This window comes from Klebsiella sp. C239 (assembly GCF_048822715.1).
Classification (GTDB): domain Bacteria; phylum Pseudomonadota; class Gammaproteobacteria; order Enterobacterales; family Enterobacteriaceae; genus Klebsiella; species Klebsiella quasipneumoniae.
In genome coordinates this window covers 235,437-252,443 of the sequence record NZ_JBMEZK010000004.1, presented here as the reverse complement: position 1 = coordinate 252,443, position 17,007 = coordinate 235,437, and the positions used below count along the sequence as shown (strand labels likewise).

Below are 17,007 nucleotides of genomic sequence, written 5' to 3'. Positions count from 1 at the left end.
GCTGCGCTTACCGGGGCGACGGGCCAGGCGTCCACGCTTAAGCGTTGACCCACGCCAGGGTAAAGCCGTCCCAGCCTTTCGTGCCCACGGTTTGCAGCGCCGTTGCCGTCAACCGTGGCTCGGCGCCCATCATCTCAATGAACTGACGCACGCCCTGAACGCGCTCGTCGGCGCTCTGTGGGTTGACCACTTCGCCGTCGCGTACCACGTTATCGCCAATAATTAAGGTTCCCGGGCGGGAATAACGCAGCGCCCAGCGCAGATAATGGGGGTTATTCGGCTTATCGGCATCGATGAAGATCAGGTCGAAAGCGGGACATTCGCCAAGCGCCTCCAGGGACTGTAGCGCGGGCCCCTCCCGCAGCGTGACCCGCTGGTCAACACCCGCCAGCTGCAGATTCTCCCGCGCCACGCGGGCATGATGCGCGTCGGCCTCCAGGGTGAGGAGTTGGCCGTCGGCAGGAAGCTCGCGCGCCATCCAGATGGTGCTATAGCCGCCGAGGGTGCCGATCTCCAGGATCCGCTTAGCCTGGGTAAGCCGTACCAGCAAGGCGAGAAACTGACCCTGATTGGCGGCGACATCGTGTGCCGGGAGCCCGGCACGATGGTTGTTTTCCAGTACCCGATCGAGCACAGGATCGCTGGGAATTAAGGCCTCAATCAAATAATTGTCTACTGCAGACCACTGTTGTTGCATATGACGCTTCCCCATTTAGCTCCCTGATGAGTCAGACCAGCCGCCTCCCAGCGCCCGGTATAGATCGATCTGCGCCAGCAGCAGGTTATTCTTCACCTGTACCACGCTAAGCTGGGTGGAGAACAGCGTTCGCTGGGCATCAAGCACATCCAGATACGAAGAGTAGCCGTTACGGTAGCGGTTCTGCGCAATGCGCAATGTTTCTTCCGCCACCGCCTCCTGCCCCTGCAGTTCGGTCAGCTGTTCGCCGTAGCGGCTAATGGCGTCCAGGCTGTCATTGACCTCTTTAAACGCGCCGCGCACCGTTTTCTCATAGCTGTACAGCGCCTGGTTGCGCTGGGCCATCGAGACATCCACCTGGGCATTTAACGCCTGGCGGTTAAGCAGCGGCGCCAGGATGCTACCGCCAATGCTCCAGAGTCGCAGCGGGTTGTCCAGCAGATCCGGCAGCGTCCGGTCCTGCAGGCTGCCGGTGGCGGTCAGGTTGATAGACGGCAGCAGCTGCGCCTGGGACGAGGCCAGGGTGGCATCGGCGGCGACCAGCTGACGCTGGGCCTGTACGATATCCGGGCGGCGGTTGAGCAAGGTGGACGGCAGCTGCGAGGGCAGACGCAGCGGGGTGAGCCCGGCGAATTCGCCGCGTTTTATCGCGCCGGGGTTATCCCCCAGCAGCACGCTGAGGGCGTTTTCCTGCTGCGCAATCTGGTGCTGCAGCGGCGGGATCTGCGCCCGCGTGGAGCGCAGCTCCGAATCCGCCTGCATCAGCTCAAGGCGCGAGGTATACCCGGTTTCATACTGACGTTTGGCCAGGCGCCAGGCGTCTTCCCGCGCCTGGAGCGTCTGCTGCGTGACCCGCAGTTGCTCATCCAGCGACAGCAGCGTCACATAGCCCACGGCCACCGAGGCGGCGACGCTCAAATTGGCCGCGTCGGCAGCGGCTTTCTGCGCCTCGAGGCTGGCCCCGGCGGCGCTGGCCGCGCTGCGGTTCGCGCCCCAGATATCGACATCATAGCTGGCGGTCAGGCCGCCTTTGTACACCGTACTGTGGATCGGCAGGCCGGTGGCGGCGGACTGCGCGCGGGCGCGGGTGCCGGTCAGGCTGGCATCCAGCGAGGGGAAAAGACTGCTGTTGGCGGCATACGCCCGCGCCTGATACTCATTCACCCGCTCGCGGGCGATCAGCACATCGCTGTTATAGCGCAGCGCCCGGTCGACATACTGATTCAGCGCGCTGTCATGAAAATTACGCCACCATACGCCTTCCACCGGGCTGGCAGGGCCAACGTCGGCCCGCCAGGCGGCAGGGATGGCGAGCGTCGGCTGGGCGCGCTGCACATCGGCGGACTGACAGCCGACCAGCGCCAGGACGATGGCAAGGGTGACCGGGCGGATCATGGCTGCTTCTCCGCGCGGATATCAATGGTCACCTGCACCGACATGCCGGGGCGCAGGCGCTCGCTGTTGCGTTGCCCCTCGTTAACCGTGATGCGCACCGGGATGCGCTGGGCGATCTTGACGAAGTTGCCGGTGGCGTTGTCCGGCGAAATGGCGCTGAACTCCACCCCGGTCGCCGGGGAGATACTCTGCACCTTGCCGTGGAAGGTCTCGCCGTTGAGCGCGTCAACGGTGAAGGTAACCGGCTGGCCGATACGCACATCGGCCAGCTGGGTCTCTTTCAGGTTGGCGATCACCCAGTGCTGCGGCGGCACCAGCGAAGTCAGATGGGTTCCGGCGCTGACGTAAGCGCCAAGACGCACCGAAATCTGCCCCAGCTGGCCGCCGGTGGGGGCGATGATATGCGTATTCTGCAGGTCGATCTGCGCCAGCTCGAGGGCGGCTTTGGCGCTGGCCACGTCGGCCTCCAGTGAATCGCGATTGACGATGGTCGATTCGCGGTCCTGGCGCGACATCTCCAGCGCCGCTTTCGCCTGTTCAATATCCGCTGCTCCCTGGGCGGCGCTGGCGCGGGCGGAATCCCGCTCGCGGATCGACAGCGATCCATCGGCGGTCAGCTCCTGCACCCGTTTTAAATCAGCCTGGATTTTCAGATTCTGCGCGCGGGCGTTCTGCAGCGCGGCTTCATTTTTGGCGATCGTCGCCTCGGCGCTTTTGCGCTGCTGCAGGTTGTTGCGCAGCGCCGCCTCCTTCATCGCCAGGGTGGCCTGGGCCTGGTGCACCCGCTGCTTATAGATGCGATCGTCTATCTGGAACAGCACCTCGCCCGGCTGAACGATGGCGAAATCCTTGACGTTGACGGCAGTGATGTAGCCGTTGACCTGCGGACTGATAAAGGTGGTCTGCCCGCGCACGTAGGCGTTGTCGGTAAACTGGCTATGGCGGGTGAACGGCGGCAGTTGCCAGGCATAGAGGATCACCAGTACGCCGACGAAGCCTATCGCCGCGGCGGTAAAAATGGAGACCACGCGAATGTTGTTCCGGGTGTTGGCCTGTTGTTTGGCCGCATCCTGCTGACTCATAACGACTCCAGAGATGAAATGATGATAATTATTTGCTGCCGGTGGCGCGTTTTAAGGCGATACGGGCGGTCAGTCGTAAGCGAATTAAGCGCCAGAAAACCCACACTAACGTCCCGGCGGAGATCGCCGCCGTCAGCAGATAGGTGTCATTCCAGGCGAGAATATTGGCCTGCAGCGTCGCGGCGTTTTGCAGCAGGGTGGTGGCCTGGACGTTAAGCAGCGTGCTGTCGCCGATCTGGCTCTGGTACATCTGGCTGTACTGCTGCAGCCGCTCGACGATCAGCGGGTTGAGCGTGGTAATCTGGTCCGCCAGCAGGCTGGAGTGAAATTTTTCCCGCCAGGTCTGGAAGGTGCCGAGTATCGCCGACCCCAGCAGACCGCCGATGTTCTGGCTCATGCCGAACAGCACCGAGAAGCTGACCAGGTTGCGCGGATCGGCGAACACCCCGCCAATGCCGGCGAGCATCGCCGGCGCCAGAAAGAAGGCGCTGCCGAAGCCAAGCAAAAACTGGCTGAACATCAGCTGTTCCGGACGGGTGAGGGCGTTGGACTGGCTGTCGAGCAGCGAGGCCACCATGATCAGCGCCAGGGCGGTGGCGGTCGGCCAGTAGAGCTTCTGCGGGTTAAGCGTCAGGCAGCTGGCGATGATCCCGCACAGAATGCCGGCGAAAATTGACCACGCAAGGTTGGTCATCTGTTCGTTTTGCAGGCCAACGTACTGCAGCCAGCCGATCACCCCGGTATTCTGCTCCGCCAGCACGATGCGGATCAGCAGCATAATCAGACCGAGGCGCAGGATACTGCCGCTGGAGAGCCATTTGGTATTGAGCAGAGGATTGCTGCGGTTATGCTCAAAGGCGATGGCGGCGACGATCAGCACCACCGCCGCGGCCAGCGACCAGCCGATCCACGGCGCTTCGAACCACCACTCGAGCCGCCCCAGCGAGAGCACCGCGCAGACCAGCGCCATGCCGGGGGCCAGCAGGAAGAAGGTAATAAAATCCTTCTTCTCGAACACCTTTTTACGATCGCTCGGCGGCAGCTTCAGGGCGATGACGCAGGCCAGCGACACCAGTGCCAGCCCCAGCTCAAAGAAGTAGAGCCCGCGCCATTCATCGATCTGCAGCAGCTCGGTGGAAAAGAGGCGCGCCAGCGGAATGGCCAGCGACGAGCCGGTGATACCTATAGTCAGCCCTTTCAGGCGGTGGCGTGCGGGCCAGGCCTGCACCTGATAGTAGATCCCCAGCGAGCTGAGCGCCGCGGCCACCATGCCGTGGGCGGCGCGGACCATCATCGCCGAGCTGAGATCGTTGACGAACAGGTGGAAGAAGGTGACCAGCACATAGAGCACCAGAAAGCCTTCGGTAAAGGCGCGCAGCCCGAACTGCTGACGAAATTTCACCAGCAGCAGGTTAATGGAGACGTTGGTCATGACATACACCGCCGGTAGCCAGGCGATCTCCGTCGACCAGGCGGCGAAGGTGCCCTGCAGCAGCTGCAGATTGGCGGTGACCACCGCGTTGCCCAGCGCGCCGGTGAGGCACACCAGCAGTCCGACCACCCCGTAGGCCAGGCGCTTCGCCGGGCTGTGCAGCGGCGTCGATGGCGAGCCGAGCAGGGCCGGTTTTTCATGCGGCGCCCAGTCATGAGGGACGTAGGGGTTACTCTGGCGACGGGGCATTATTTCTTCTCCACTTCGCGCAACAGCTTTTCCAGCACCCGCTGAGTTTGTTCCCGCTCCTGCGGCGTGATCGCCGTCAGGATCTCTTCACGCAGATCGTCCGCCACCGTTTTGACCTGCTCGAAGAGGGCCTGCCCCTGGTCAGTGACCACCAGCAGCCGCTTGCGTTTATCGCGGTCGGTGGTGACGCGCTCCACCAGGCCGAGGGCCACCAGGCGGTTGATCAGCGGCACAATGGTCGGGCTCTCCACTCCCAGCTCCTGCGCCAGTTCGCTTTGCGACAGCGGCTGGTGGTGGCGGGCGATGGCGGCGACCGCCACCCAGCTGGCCTGGCTGAGACCGAGGTTTTTCAGCCGACGATTAACCGCCAGCCTCCAGTGATGGGCGGTCAGATATAAAAGATGGGAGAAGTTAAGCTGTCGATGGTCCATAGGTCGTCTGCCAAAATCGTTAGAGCTCTAACGAGTTTATGTCTGACAACCGGCGGAATTCAAGGGAAAGGATAAAAAAGGGTTAACGGTGTGTGCGTTTATTGTGGCGACAGGAAGATACCCCCTCAGGCCATTTACTCATGGAGGATGCTCTTATTCTGCGCCATCACCCAGGTGATAAAAGCGCGCAGGGGCGCGGGAATATGTTTGCGACTCGGATAGTAGACGCAGAAATGATCCGCCGGGTAGCGGTAGCTGGGTAATAAGCGAACCAGGCTGCCGGCGTTCAGTTGCGCGGACACCAGCGACTGATAGACAAAGGCGATCCCCAGTCCGCTCTCCGCCGCCTGGATCATCGCCGTATCGGAATCGACGACCAGATCGCCCTTGACGGCGACTTCGCCTGGCTCGCCGTCGGGGCTGATAAATTCCCACCGGTACTTTTCGCCGCTGGGAAAACAGCGGTTGATGCAGCGGAAATTGACCAGCGACTGCGGGGTGTCGGGCGCTCCGGCCTCGTGGAGATAGTCCGGGCTGGCCACCGGGATCAGCGACAGCTTCTCGCCAAAGGGGATGGCAATCATATCTTTGGGCACGTCCCGGGAATAGCGAATGCCAGCGTCAAAACCGGACTCGATAATATTCACTTTCCGATCGGTGGTAAACAGCTCCAGCGTCACGTCAGGATAGGCGGTTTTAAAAGCAATAAAATAGCGCTGAAAGAAAAGGTCGAGAACAATGCGCGGTAAATTGACTTTCACCACCCCTTCCGGGGTCAGACGGTGATAATTCAGACTGTCGACCACCCGGCGATAATCATTCACCACCGGCGTCATATTATTAAGAAATTCCTCACCCACCGCGGTTAAAGACAAACTGCGCGTCGAGCGATTGAGCAGGCGCACGCCTAATTTTTCTTCCAGATGATTAATAGCGCTGGTGAGGGCCGGCGGTGAAAGATTTAATGCTCTGGCAGCTTGCCGAAAACTGCCATGTTTCACTATGAGTATTAATATTTCAATTTGTTGCAAATCAGGCAACGTTTTCATTGTTAATTTCCAGCTAACACCGCGTTCGGAATAGATTAATTGTTATCAATGTAAAAGGGAAGTATATATTTAATAACATTCAGCACGTAAGGAAAATAAGGTGAAAACACGTTATCTCGGAAAAGAGAAGTTCCAGGTTTCCGCATTGGGTCTCGGGTGTATGGGAATGAGTTTCGCCTATGGCGGCGCTGAGGAGTCGCAGGCGATAAATACCATCCATGCCGCAGTGGACATGGGGGTGACCTTCCTGGATTCCGCCGAAGTGTATGGGCCTTTTGACAATGAAGTCCTTGTTGGGAAAGCGATTAAAGGCATCCGCGATAAGGTGCAGATTGCCACCAAATTTGGCTTTCGTATTCTGCCGACCGGCCAGGGGCTGGAGCGGATGGCCGGCGTCGACAGCCGTCCGGAACATATTCGCGAGGCGGTGGAAGGGTCGCTGAAGCGGCTGAATATCGAGACCATCGATCTGCTCTATCAGCACCGCGTCGATCCCGCGGTGCCGGTGGAAGAGGTGGTGGGCACCATGGCCGACCTGGTCAAAGAGGGTAAAATTCGCCATATCGGGCTGTCGGAAGTGTCAGCCCAGACGCTGCGCCGGGCCTGCAAGGTGCATCCGATCGCCGCGGTGCAGACGGAATACTCGCTATGGACCCGTGAGCCGGAGGGCGGCATCCTCAAGGCCTGCCGCGAACTGGGCGTGGGCTTTGTCCCTTACAGTCCGCTGGGCCGCGGCTTCCTGACGGGCCAGATCACCGACCCCGGCGCCTTCGCAGCCGATGATTTTCGTCGCAATCTGCCGCGCTTCCAGGCCGAAACCATGCGCAAAAACCAGCAACTGCTCGACCGTCTGCAGCAGGTCGCCAGCCGCTACGAGGCCACCCTGGCGCAGATGGCCCTCGCCTGGGTGATGAGCAAAGGGGAAGATATCGTGCCGATCCCCGGGGCGCGAAAAATGAACCATCTGCGCGATAATGCCGCTGCGGCCGATATTATGCTCTCCCCTGAGGATATTCTCGCCATCGATCATATTTTCGCTGCCGAAAACGTCGCCGGATTACGCTATAACCAGGGCGACTTTAATTTAATCGATAAATAATCTCCTGAATACGCTCCTCCCGCCGGTCTGGCGGGAGATAAGGTAACTTATGACTATTGCTGTTTCCCGTCCGGCGGGATTGCCTGCGGCGGTGTATGCGCTTTCCGTGGGTTCATTTGGTATTGGCACCACCGAATTTGTGATTATGGGTTTATTACTCGATGTGGCCCATGACTTTCATATATCCATTACGCTCGCCGCCTGGTCTATTACCGCTTATGCCTGTGGGGTGGTGATTGGCGCGCCGCTGCTGACGCCGCTATTAAGCCGTTATCGCAAAAAACCCGCGCTGTTATTTTTAATGATCTTATTTTCCATTGGAAATTTAGGCTGTGCGGTCGCCGGTAATATGACCATGCTAATTATTGCCCGGGTAATAACTGCGTTCGCTCACGCCTCGTTCTTCGGAATAAGCTCGGTCTATGCCGCGGAGCTGGCGCCGGTGGATAAACGGGCTTCGGCGGTCTCCGCCGTGTTTCTCGGCGCCACCCTGGCCAATATTCTGGGCGTGCCGCTCGGCGCCTGGGTGGGGCAGTACCTTGGCTGGCGCTATACCTTCTATATGGTCACGCTGATCGGCATTCTCTCCGCCCTGGCGGTGATCGCCCTGGTGCCTGGCCGTCAGGCGCAGCCGTCGGCCCAGAGCCGGATCCGCGATGAGCTGAAGGTGCTCCGTCATCCCGCGGTGCTGCGCAGCCTGCTGATCACCGCCCTCGGGTTCTCCGGCGTCTTCGCCGCCTTCACCTACATCGCGCCGATGCTGAAAACCGTCACCGGGATGAGCGACCACCTTATTCCGCCGGTGCTGATGCTGTTCGGCGTCGGGATGGTCGCCGGGAATCATCTTGGCGGCCGACTGACCGACGGCGGCGTCCGCCGGGCGCTGCTGCTAACTCTCGCCTTGCTGAGCGTCGTCCTGTGTCTTTTCCCGTGGGCGATTCAGACGCTGCCCGGCGCCTGCGCGGCGGTGTTTCTGCTGGGGGCGGCGATGTTCTCCACCATTCCGCCGCTGCAGATGCAGGCCCTGGACAGCAGTGAGAGCGGCAAAAGCATGGTCTCTTCGTGCAATATCGCCGCCTTTAACCTCGGCAATGCCGGCGGCGCCTGGTTTGGCGGGCTGCTGCTCGCCTCCGGCGTCTCTCTCTCTCACATTCCCCTGGCCGGCGCTTGCCTGACCGCCAGCGGATGGGTTATCGCTAGTGTGACGTTGTCACCTTTAAAAGGAAGTCAAGCATGAAGTATCGATATTTAGGTTCCACCGGGCTGTCGGTTTCGGAGCTCTGTTTTGGCGCCATGACGTTTGGCGAGAAAGGGGCCTTTCTCGGCGCGCCGGGGCGCAACTGGTCGGAATTCGGCGTGGTGCCTGAGCAGACGGCCTACGACCTGGTGTACAAAGCGCTGGACGCCGGGATTAACTTTTTTGATACCGCGGACTGTTATAAGAACGGCCAGGGCGAAGAGCTGCTAGGCAACGCGCTGAAGGGAAAACGCCAGCAGGTGATTATCGGCACCAAAGGACGCTGGCAAACCGACCCCAACCCGAACGCGCTGGGGGCGTCGCGCTACCATATCATCAATGCCGTCGAGGCCAGCCTGCAGCGGCTGAAGACCGATTATATCGATATCTATCACCTTCACGGGTTCGATCCGCGCACCGCGCTGGAGGATACCCTGCGCACGCTGGATACGCTGATCCGCGCCGGGAAAATTCGCTATATCGGGGTCTCCAACTACGCGGCCTGGCAGCTGGCGAAGGCGCTGGGGATCTCGGAGCGCCTTGGGCTGGAGAAATTCTGCGTCTATCAGGGCTATTACAATATCGCCGCGCGTGAACTGGAGCATGAGATTATCCCGCTCAGCGTCGATCAGAACGTCGGCATCACCGTCTGGAGCCCGCTGGCCGGGGGCTTTCTCACCGGTAAATACCCACGCAATCAGGCGTTTCCCGAGGGCAGTCGCCTGGCGAACGCCACGCCGTTCGAATCCGCGCCGATCGCCAACCGCGAGCAGGCCTGGCAGACCCTGGAGGTGATGCAGGAGATTGCCCGCCAGCGCAACGCCAGCGTCGCGCAGGTGGCGCTCAACTGGCTGCGTACCCGTCCGGGGATTGCTTCGCTGGTGATCGGCGCGACCAAACTGGCCCAGCTGGAGGATAACCTGGCGGCGCTGAACTGGACGCTGAGCGACGAGGAGACGGCGATCCTCAACAGCGTGAGCGAGAAAGAGAAACCATACCCCTACTGGCATATCTGCAATGTCGCCGGCGATCGTCGTCTGGCCGATGATATCTATCCCTAATCACCCTACACCCAGGCAACACGCGTATGCCCCGCACGGGGCATACAGAGAGGCTCGATCGTGAAAAAAGTACTCATTGTTGGCGCCGGCCCGGTAGGGTTAATCATTGGCTGCTATCTGAATAAGTATGGAATTGATTTTGATATCATTGATAAAAATACCCACAGCACCGCCTGGTCCAAAGCGCTGAGCGTCAGTCCGGCGACCATTAAAGCCTTCCACGGCTTAGGCCTTGCCGGGGAACTGATCGCCCAGGGAAAGCAGGTTCAGTCAGTCTACGCTTACTATAAAAACCGCAAATTTCTGCATATCGATAACCGCCGACTCGCCACCTGTTACCCCTTCCATGTCAGTATCCCCCAGCCGCGGACGGAGAAGATCCTCGAAACGGCGTTGGCCGACGCCGGGCGGGAGGTAAAACGTGGGCACCAGCTGGTCTCCTGGCGCCGGGAGGGGGAACGCTATCACGTCTCCCTGCTCGACGATGCCCGCCGGGCCTGTTCCGCCGCTTATGACTATATTATCGGCGCCGACGGCGCGGCCAGCACCGTCCGCGAGCTGGCCGGGATCGGCTTTAGCGGTCATGACTATCCGCTGCATTTTGTGATGGCGGACGTGCAATTCGACCGCGCGGCGACGCTCCCGGGAACCTCCTACCATATTGATGAGCAGGGCTTTTTGATTTTCCTGCCCATGCCGGACAATCAGGTCAGGATCGTGATTAAAAAAGCCGGGCGCCTGCCGACGCCGCGTCCGGTGCCGGACCTGCAGGAGATTAACGCCGCGCTGGCGCGCTACTGCCCTCAGGTGCCGCCGGCGCAAACGCTCACCTGGTCTTCCAGCGCCAATTTCTATAACCGCATCGCCGATGACAATCTGCAGCATCATATTATGCTGGCGGGAGATGCCTTCCACCTGTTCAGTCCCATTGGCGGGCAGGGAATGAACACCGGCGTCCAGGATGCGGTGAACCTCGCCTGGAAGCTGGCTTTCTATCTGCACGGCGTGGCCACTGACCGACTGTCGGCGTCTTATCGCGCCGAGCGCTTCGCGGCGGTGAGCGGTGTACTGCGCTTCACCGATCGCGATACCGGCCTGATTGCCGGTCTGGTGCCGAGAAATCATATCGACGGGGTCTACTTTCCGGAGTTTTGCAACCGTCACTACTATCGTCACCAGCTGCCGCTGCAGTACGCCGGTTTCACCGCGACGCAGGCGCAGCGCCCGGACGGCCTGGCAGGGCACCATGTTCCCTGGTACGTTTTTGCCTCGCCGCAGGCGATGTTTCGCAACAGCTATGACGTCTTCGCCAGCGGTAAGGTGGTGATCTTTTCCGCCCGCGCCGCTTGTCCTCCTATGTCCCGCCTGAAGCAGGCCGGCTGGTTTATATTCTGCCCCCTCGAACCGGCGGATGAGGCGTTTCTCGAAGCGCTACAGATCGGCCCCGATGACTATGCGGTGGTCAATCCCGATGGCTATGTGGGCTTTACCGGCAGCGAAGCCGGGACACGGCAGTATCTTTCCTCGCTCTACGTAATGGAATAATCATGAACAAAGTCTATATCGTCGCGGCCTGCCGTACGCCGGTGGGGCGCTTTCTTGGCGCCCTGAAAACGGTCTCCGCGGTGGAGCTGGCCGCGCTCACCGTCAGGCACAACCTGCAGCAGGCCGGCATTGACCCGGCGTGGATCGATGAGGTGATCTGCGGCTGCGTCCTTGCCGCCGGGCAGGGGATGGGACCGGCGCGTCAGGTTGCGCTGCGGGCGGGGATCCCGGTGCAAAAGCCGGCTTACACCCTGAATATGATCTGCGGTAGCGGCATGAAAAGCCTGACCGAAGGGGCGATCCATATCCAGAGCGGTTATGCCGACCTGGTGGTCGCCGGCGGAATGGAAAATATGAGTCAGGCGCCGTTTTTGCTGCGGGGAGAGATAAGGGGCGGGATGAAATTCGGCGCGTTCAGCAGTGAAGATGTGATCCAGCGCGACGGATTAACCGATCCGCTGCTGCAGATCCCGATGGGGGAAACGGCGGAGGCCATCGCCGCGCAGGAGCAGATCTCGCGCGCGGCGCAGGACCAGTATGCCCTGGAGAGCCATCACAAAGCCTCCGCCGCCAGCCGCGCCGGCTATTTTGCCGATGAGATGGTGCCGGTGACGGTCAGCGCGAAGCGGGGCGTGAGCACGGTCCGCGAGGATGAGCCGATCCGCCATGATCTTAGCGCCGAGCAGCTGGCGGCGTTGAAACCGGCCTTTCGCGCTGACGGCAGCGTCACGGCGGGCAATGCCTCCGGGCTGAACGATGGCGCCGCGTCGGTGATCCTCGCGTCGGCGCGCGCCGTTGCCCGCTATGGCCTGCAGCCGCTGGCGGAGATTGTCTCCTTTGGCGAGGGCGGCGTCGACCCGTCCATGATGGGGCTTGGCCCGCTGCCGGCGATAGCGTGCGCCCTGCGCCGCGGGCGTTTTCAGCTCAGCGATATGGCCCGGCTGGAGATCAACGAAGCCTTTGCCGCGCAGGTGCTGGGGGTGGTCAAGGGACTGGCCAGAGCGCATCAGATGACGGAGGAGGAGATTGCTTCCCGGCTGAACGTCCACGGCGGCGCGATCGCCCTCGGCCACCCGCTGGGCAGTTCCGGGACGCGGATTGTGGTCAGCCTGGTGCACGCGCTGCGCCGGGAGAATCAACCGACCGGCCTGGCGTCGCTGTGCATCGGCGGCGGGATGGGGATTGCGTTACTGGTGAAAACGATCTGAGGAGACAAGCGCCATGGAAAAATTAATTGTGGTGGGTGAGAAATTTACCGATTTTGCCCGGCGGCATGAGAATGTGCTGACGGTGAATGAGTTTGAGCGGTTTGTCTGGAGCGGCGAGCTGGCCGGGGTCGATAAAATCGTTATCGGTCAGGGGGTACAGCTCGACGACATCTCCCGCACCATCTGCATTATTCGTCAGCACTATCCGGACACAATGCGCCAGATCGTCAATCTGCAGGATCTCTATTATCAAAACAATCGCGATCATCAGCGGCTGGTACATAAACGTAAAAAAGCGAATATCCTCATCACCTCGCCGGAAAAACGCGATGAGGATAGCTATTGCGCGCGCCTGATCCTGCAGGATGCCTCGGAGCTGCTCTGCGACCACCAGACCGGGCAACATATTCAGGGGATGGTGCTGATCGAGGCGGCGCGGCAGACCATCATCGCCACCACGGAAAAATTCCTGCTGGCGGAGGCCGGCGTGGCGATGGCGGAGAAGTACTTTACCCTGAGCTCGCTGCAGGTGGCCTTTTCCTGCTTTGTTTTTCCGCTGCCGGTGACCATCGTCCTCAACGTGGTGTCGCGCAAAAGTTCAGCCTATGGCCGCTTCACCTGTGAATGTTCGGTGGGGTTTGACCAGACCGGCACCCGCAAAGCGGAAGTTGGCTTTAGCTTCAGCGTCTATGACCTTAACTACATCACTCGCAAAGAGTGCGAGCAGGCGGCGCAGTGCCATCAACATTATCTGGTCAGTATTGAGCAGGGGGACGGGGATGAGCATCGCCTTTTTTGATGTGGATGAAACGCTGATTACCGGCAAAAGTATGTTCCTGTTTCTGCACCGCTATGCCGCGGAATATCCGCTGCAGTGCGGTTTGACGGCCGCGGCGATTGTCCGGCAGCTGCAGGCGCTCAGCGAAGCGGGTCAGCCGCGGGAGGCGATCAACCGCTACTATTACTCGCTGTTTCGCCACGAGTCGCGCCCCCGGGTGCGGGCGGTCGCCGAGCGCCTGTATCGCGATGGCGGATATGGTTTTCACCGCGAGGTGGCGGCGCGCCTCAGGCAGCACCAGGCGCGGGGGGATGACGTGGTGTTTGTCTCCGGGTCGATGACCGACATTCTCTGGCCGGCGATGGCGGCGCTGGGGGTGGAACATGCCCTGTGCTCAGAGCCGGTCGTGGTGGATGACCGCTATACCGGCGAGCTCTGGCGGACCGCCATCGGCGAACACAAGGCGGCGCATGCCCAATGCTATGCGCAGGAAAAGGGTCAGCCGCTGGCGGCGTGCTACGCCTTCGGCGATCATATCTCGGATCTGCCGCTGCTCGCCGCGGTCGGCCACCCCTGCGCGGTGAATCCCTCTCCGGGGCTGCTGGCGGAGGCGCAGCGTCGGGGATGGCCAGTGCTGTGGTCCACCGGCGGCTGACGGCGCGACGGCAAAAAAAAGGGGCGGCGCAATGCCACCCCTGATTCACTCCCTGACGGGGATCAGCCCGGGTAGATGCCGCGGTCTTTACGCGCCATCAGGATGCGCTCGCAGGCCACGATATAGGCGGCGGTACGCAGGGTACATTCTTTCTCGGCCGCTTTATCGCAGACGTGAATAATGGCGTCGGTCATGATGCGGTCCATCTTGGCGTTGATCTCCTCTTCGCTCCAGAAGAAGCTGGCCATGTCCTGCACCCACTCAAAGTAGCTGACGGTCACCCCGCCGGCGTTGCAGATAACGTCCGGCACCACGATCACCCCGCGCTCGGCCAGCACATCGTCCGCTTCCGGATAGGTTGGGCCGTTAGCCCCTTCCAGCACCAGTTTGCAGCTCAGTTTCTCAGCGCGCTCGCGGGTGATTTGCCCTTCCAGCGCCGCCGGGATCAGGATGTCCATCGGGGTGGTCCAGAATGCCTCTTTATCGATCTCCTGGGCGCCCGGGAAACCGGCGATCTGCTTTTTCTCCGCCTGCCAGGCGGTGAGGGCGGTCATATCAATCCCGCCTTCGTTGTACAGGGTGGCGGTGTGATCCTGAATGACCACTACGCGGGCGCCGACGCCGGCGAACAGGCGCGCCGCTTCGCTACCGACGTTACCAAAGCCCTGCAGCGCCACTTTAGCGCCTTCAATTTCGATGCCGGCGCGACGGGCCACTTCCCGGCCGGTGACGAACACGCCGCGTCCGGTGGCTTTTTCACGACCGAGGGAGCCGCCGAGGTGGATCGGCTTGCCGGTGACCACGCCGGTGATGGTGGTGCCATGGTTCATGGAGTAGGTGTCCATCATCCACGCCATCACTTTGCCGTTGGTGCCAACGTCCGGCGCCGGAATATCTTTCTGCGGCCCGATGATAATGCCGATTTCGCTGGTATAGCGGCGAGTCAGGCGTTCCAGTTCACCTTCCGACAGCGAGAAGGGGTCGACGCGGATGCCGCCTTTGGCCCCGCCGTAAGGAATATTGACCGCGGCGCACTTAATGGTCATCCAGGCAGAAAGTGCCATGACTTCGTTAAGATCAACATCCGGATGGTAGCGAACACCACCTTTACCCGGTCCACGCGAAAGATTGTGCTGAACGCGATAGCCCTCGAAGTGGCGAATGGTGCCGTCGTCCATCTGCACAGGGATGTCGACGATCAGCGCACGCTTCGGATGGCGCAGGGTTTCCACCCAGTAGGCAAGATCGCCGAGATAAGGCGCGACACGGTCGATCTGGCGCAGGTAGGTGGTCCATGGAGATGTACTACTTTCAGATGCGTAAGATAACTTTTCCATAAGAGTCCTGTTTCTCAGTGTTATTTATGTCGTGTAAAACCGTGGAATAGCTACAGCAGTAAACTCTGTGCAATGAATGGTATCACCAATTTTATAAAGCGGTATTTGACGGCAATTCCGATTTTTAAATTTTTGTTAGAAATTTTATTTTTTAAGTGAATAACTACGCACGAGAACCACCCGCAAGCTGTGCATTTTAATTCACTTTTTATTCACTTAAGTGCATAAGAAAATATTTTTTCTATGTTTTTCATTATCTTGATGATCTTCAAAAAGTGAATAAATTGCGTTTCCCCATATTGACAATCTTATTGTTCACAGGCCAGCATTAGCCCACACAACAACATGGCGTTAACCATGAATTAACAAATACCCGTAAAAATAATAGGGCTTAACTTTTCTGTGGTGAATATTTTTACCATCGCAGCGGGCGCGTTCGTGCCCAAAATAAGCCGAGGGTCAGGGTTAATGTCGATTGTCCAACGCGGCGGGAGCATTTTCCGTCGTCTTACGTTCCGGAGATGAATGATGTCAGGCAGTATGACTCGCGAAGATTTTGACGCTTACCTGGTTCCCTGTTTTGCCCCCGCGCCGTTTATTCCGGTGAGGGCGGCGGGCTCCCGCGTCTGGGACCAGCAGGGGAAAGAGTATATCGATATGGCCGGCGGCATCGCAGTGAACGCCCTCGGCCATGCCCACCCGGCGCTGGCTGAGGCCCTGCAGGGTCAGCTGGCGAAACTGTGGCATATCGGCAATGGCTATACCAACGAACCGGTGCTGCAGCTGGCGAAAACCCTGGTGCAGTCCACCTTTGCCGACAAGGTGTTCTTCTGCAACTCCGGCGCTGAAGCGAACGAGGCGGCCCTTAAGCTGGCGCGGAAATATGCCCACGATAAGTTCGGCGGTGAAAAAAGCGAAATCATCGCCTTCAACCACGCCTTCCATGGCCGCACGCTGTTCACCGTCTCCGTCGGCGGCCAGCCGAAATATTCCAGCGATTATGCGCCGCTGCCGCAGGGCATTACCCATCTGCCCTATAACGATATCGAGGCGGTCACCGCGGCGATCTCCTCACGTACCTGCGCGGTGATCGTCGAGCCGATTATCGGCGAAGGCGGGGTGATCCCGGCGGACCCGGCGTTCCTCCAGGCGCTGCGCGCCCTCTGCGATCGCCATCACGCCACCCTGATATTCGATGAGGTGCAGACCGGCGCCGGGCGTACCGGCCATCTCTACGCCTACCAGCATTACAACGTCGTCCCGGACATCCTCAGCAGCGCCAAAGGGCTGGGGGGCGGCTTCCCGATCGGCGCGATGCTGGCGAAAGAGGCCTGGGCGCAGGTCTTCCAGCCAGGCACCCATGGCACCACCTTCGGCGGTAACCCGCTGGCGGCGACCGTCGCCAACGCCGTGCTGGCCCATCTGGATGCGCCGCTGCTGGCGGGGGTCGGCGAGCGCCATGCGCTGATCGTCGACCAGCTGAATGCCCTCTCTGCCCGCTACGATGCGTTCAGCGCCGTGCGCGGCGCCGGTCTGCTGATCGGCGCCGAGCTGGCCGGACCGCTGCGCGGGAAGGCCAAAACCCTGACCAACCTGGCGGCGGAAGAGGGGGTGATCGCCCTGATTGCCGGTCCGGACGTGCTGCGCTTCGCGCCGGCGCTCAATATCCCGCTGGCGGATATTGCGCAAGCCTTCGTGCGCCTTGAGCGCGCCGTTGCCCGCTTAACCCGCTAACCGGGAGGACGGCCTGTG

Annotated in this window: 15 protein-coding genes and 1 pseudogene; 8 read left to right on the top strand and 8 right to left on the bottom strand. The window is 60.5% G+C overall.

Translation table 11 applies throughout. The features are described from left to right. Positions 1–37: 37 nt before the first annotated feature. The 6 genes from ACOI6Z_RS13495 to ACOI6Z_RS13470 all read right to left on the bottom strand — a co-directional run bounded on the left by ACOI6Z_RS13495 (position 38) and on the right by ACOI6Z_RS13470 (position 6,335). Positions 38–712, bottom strand: coding sequence for an O-methyltransferase (locus ACOI6Z_RS13495; RefSeq protein WP_072413124.1), 675 nt, complete (start codon positions 710–712; stop codon positions 38–40). After that, on the bottom strand, positions 713–2,092 hold the full coding sequence (locus ACOI6Z_RS13490; RefSeq protein WP_101990477.1) for an efflux transporter outer membrane subunit: 1,380 nt from the start codon (positions 2,090–2,092) through the stop codon (positions 713–715). Continuing rightward, the gene (locus tag ACOI6Z_RS13485; protein WP_065813090.1) at positions 2,089–3,174 is read right to left on the bottom strand and encodes an HlyD family secretion protein; all 1,086 of its coding nucleotides are present in this window, start codon (positions 3,172–3,174) and stop codon (positions 2,089–2,091) included. Before ACOI6Z_RS13485 ends, ACOI6Z_RS13490 begins: the two co-directional genes overlap by 4 nt. 28 nt (positions 3,175–3,202) lie before the next feature. Continuing rightward, positions 3,203–4,855 carry an MFS transporter gene (locus ACOI6Z_RS13480; RefSeq protein ID WP_065813089.1) on the bottom strand — a complete coding sequence of 551 codons (1,653 nt, stop codon included), beginning with the start codon at positions 4,853–4,855 and terminating at the stop codon, positions 3,203–3,205. Further along, on the bottom strand, positions 4,855–5,286 hold the full coding sequence (locus ACOI6Z_RS13475; RefSeq protein ID WP_023289469.1) for a MarR family winged helix-turn-helix transcriptional regulator: 432 nt from the start codon (positions 5,284–5,286) through the stop codon (positions 4,855–4,857). Before ACOI6Z_RS13475 ends, ACOI6Z_RS13480 begins: the two co-directional genes overlap by 1 nt. Before the next feature lie 134 nt (positions 5,287–5,420). After that, entirely contained in the window at positions 5,421–6,335 is a 915-nt protein-coding gene (locus ACOI6Z_RS13470) for a LysR family transcriptional regulator (RefSeq protein ID WP_023289470.1), read from the bottom strand. Positions 6,336–6,435: 100 nt separating this feature from the next. On the opposite strand from ACOI6Z_RS13470, the gene ACOI6Z_RS13465 reads away from it, so the two are divergent. Genes ACOI6Z_RS13465 through ACOI6Z_RS13435 form a run of 7 tightly spaced genes read left to right on the top strand, consistent with a single transcriptional unit; the run spans position 6,436 to position 13,918 of the window. Next, positions 6,436–7,434, top strand: a complete 999-nt coding sequence (locus tag ACOI6Z_RS13465) for an aldo/keto reductase (RefSeq protein WP_065813088.1) — start codon at positions 6,436–6,438, stop codon at positions 7,432–7,434. 49 nt (positions 7,435–7,483) lie between these two features. Beyond that, entirely contained in the window at positions 7,484–8,671 is a 1,188-nt protein-coding gene (locus ACOI6Z_RS13460; protein ID WP_065813087.1) for an MFS transporter, read from the top strand. Beyond that, complete coding sequence (locus ACOI6Z_RS13455) at positions 8,668–9,732, top strand: aldo/keto reductase (protein ID WP_023289473.1); 1,065 nt, start codon at positions 8,668–8,670, stop codon at positions 9,730–9,732. The genes ACOI6Z_RS13460 and ACOI6Z_RS13455 overlap by 4 nt, the downstream gene beginning before the upstream one ends. A 60-nt stretch (positions 9,733–9,792) precedes the next feature. Continuing rightward, complete coding sequence (locus ACOI6Z_RS13450) at positions 9,793–11,277, top strand: FAD-dependent oxidoreductase (RefSeq protein WP_101990478.1); 1,485 nt, start codon at positions 9,793–9,795, stop codon at positions 11,275–11,277. Between the two features lie 2 nt (positions 11,278–11,279). Beyond that, a complete protein-coding gene (locus ACOI6Z_RS13445; RefSeq protein ID WP_023289475.1) occupies positions 11,280–12,485 on the top strand; it encodes an acetyl-CoA C-acyltransferase in 1,206 nt (401 codons plus the stop codon). 13 nt (positions 12,486–12,498) lie between these two features. Further along, positions 12,499–13,284, top strand: a complete 786-nt coding sequence (locus ACOI6Z_RS13440) for an AfsA-related hotdog domain-containing protein (protein ID WP_101990479.1) — start codon at positions 12,499–12,501, stop codon at positions 13,282–13,284. Then, positions 13,265–13,918 (top strand): HAD family hydrolase, encoded by a 654-nt coding sequence (locus ACOI6Z_RS13435; protein WP_065813084.1) that lies wholly within the window; start codon positions 13,265–13,267, stop codon positions 13,916–13,918. Before ACOI6Z_RS13440 ends, ACOI6Z_RS13435 begins: the two co-directional genes overlap by 20 nt. Before the next feature lie 62 nt (positions 13,919–13,980). On the opposite strand, the gene ACOI6Z_RS13430 is transcribed toward ACOI6Z_RS13435, so the two are convergent. Together ACOI6Z_RS13430 and ACOI6Z_RS13425 are read right to left on the bottom strand one after the other, a co-directional pair. After that, positions 13,981–15,255, bottom strand: coding sequence for a Glu/Leu/Phe/Val family dehydrogenase (locus ACOI6Z_RS13430; RefSeq protein WP_032452671.1), 1,275 nt, complete (start codon positions 15,253–15,255; stop codon positions 13,981–13,983). A gap of 212 nt (positions 15,256–15,467) precedes the next feature. Continuing rightward, a pseudogene (locus ACOI6Z_RS13425) lies at positions 15,468–15,614 on the bottom strand (hypothetical protein). A 169-nt stretch (positions 15,615–15,783) separates the two neighbouring features. On the opposite strand from ACOI6Z_RS13425, the gene ACOI6Z_RS13420 reads away from it, so the two are divergent. Beyond that, positions 15,784–16,989 carry a bifunctional succinylornithine transaminase/acetylornithine transaminase gene (locus ACOI6Z_RS13420; RefSeq protein ID WP_420687431.1) on the top strand — a complete coding sequence of 402 codons (1,206 nt, stop codon included), beginning with the start codon at positions 15,784–15,786 and terminating at the stop codon, positions 16,987–16,989. The last annotated feature ends 18 nt before the right edge of the window (positions 16,990–17,007 follow it).

Bases quoted from the DNA above. Each gene is read 5' to 3' on its own strand.
- ACOI6Z_RS13495 (WP_072413124.1), bottom strand. From the start codon at position 712: ATGGGGAAGCGTCATATGCAACAACAGTGGTCTGCAGTAGACAATTAT.
- ACOI6Z_RS13490 (WP_101990477.1), bottom strand. From the start codon at position 2,092: ATGATCCGCCCGGTCACCCTTGCCATCGTCCTGGCGCTGGTCGGCTGT.
- ACOI6Z_RS13485 (WP_065813090.1), bottom strand. From the start codon at position 3,174: ATGAGTCAGCAGGATGCGGCCAAACAACAGGCCAACACCCGGAACAAC.
- ACOI6Z_RS13480 (WP_065813089.1), bottom strand. From the start codon at position 4,855: ATGCCCCGTCGCCAGAGTAACCCCTACGTCCCTCATGACTGGGCGCCG.
- ACOI6Z_RS13475 (WP_023289469.1), bottom strand. From the start codon at position 5,286: ATGGACCATCGACAGCTTAACTTCTCCCATCTTTTATATCTGACCGCC.
- ACOI6Z_RS13470 (WP_023289470.1), bottom strand. From the start codon at position 6,335: ATGAAAACGTTGCCTGATTTGCAACAAATTGAAATATTAATACTCATA.
- ACOI6Z_RS13460 (WP_065813087.1), top strand. From the start codon at position 7,484: ATGACTATTGCTGTTTCCCGTCCGGCGGGATTGCCTGCGGCGGTGTAT.
- ACOI6Z_RS13455 (WP_023289473.1), top strand. From the start codon at position 8,668: ATGAAGTATCGATATTTAGGTTCCACCGGGCTGTCGGTTTCGGAGCTC.
- ACOI6Z_RS13445 (WP_023289475.1), top strand. From the start codon at position 11,280: ATGAACAAAGTCTATATCGTCGCGGCCTGCCGTACGCCGGTGGGGCGC.
- ACOI6Z_RS13440 (WP_101990479.1), top strand. From the start codon at position 12,499: ATGGAAAAATTAATTGTGGTGGGTGAGAAATTTACCGATTTTGCCCGG.
- ACOI6Z_RS13435 (WP_065813084.1), top strand. From the start codon at position 13,265: ATGAGCATCGCCTTTTTTGATGTGGATGAAACGCTGATTACCGGCAAA.
- ACOI6Z_RS13430 (WP_032452671.1), bottom strand. From the start codon at position 15,255: ATGGAAAAGTTATCTTACGCATCTGAAAGTAGTACATCTCCATGGACC.
- ACOI6Z_RS13420 (WP_420687431.1), top strand. From the start codon at position 15,784: ATGTCAGGCAGTATGACTCGCGAAGATTTTGACGCTTACCTGGTTCCC.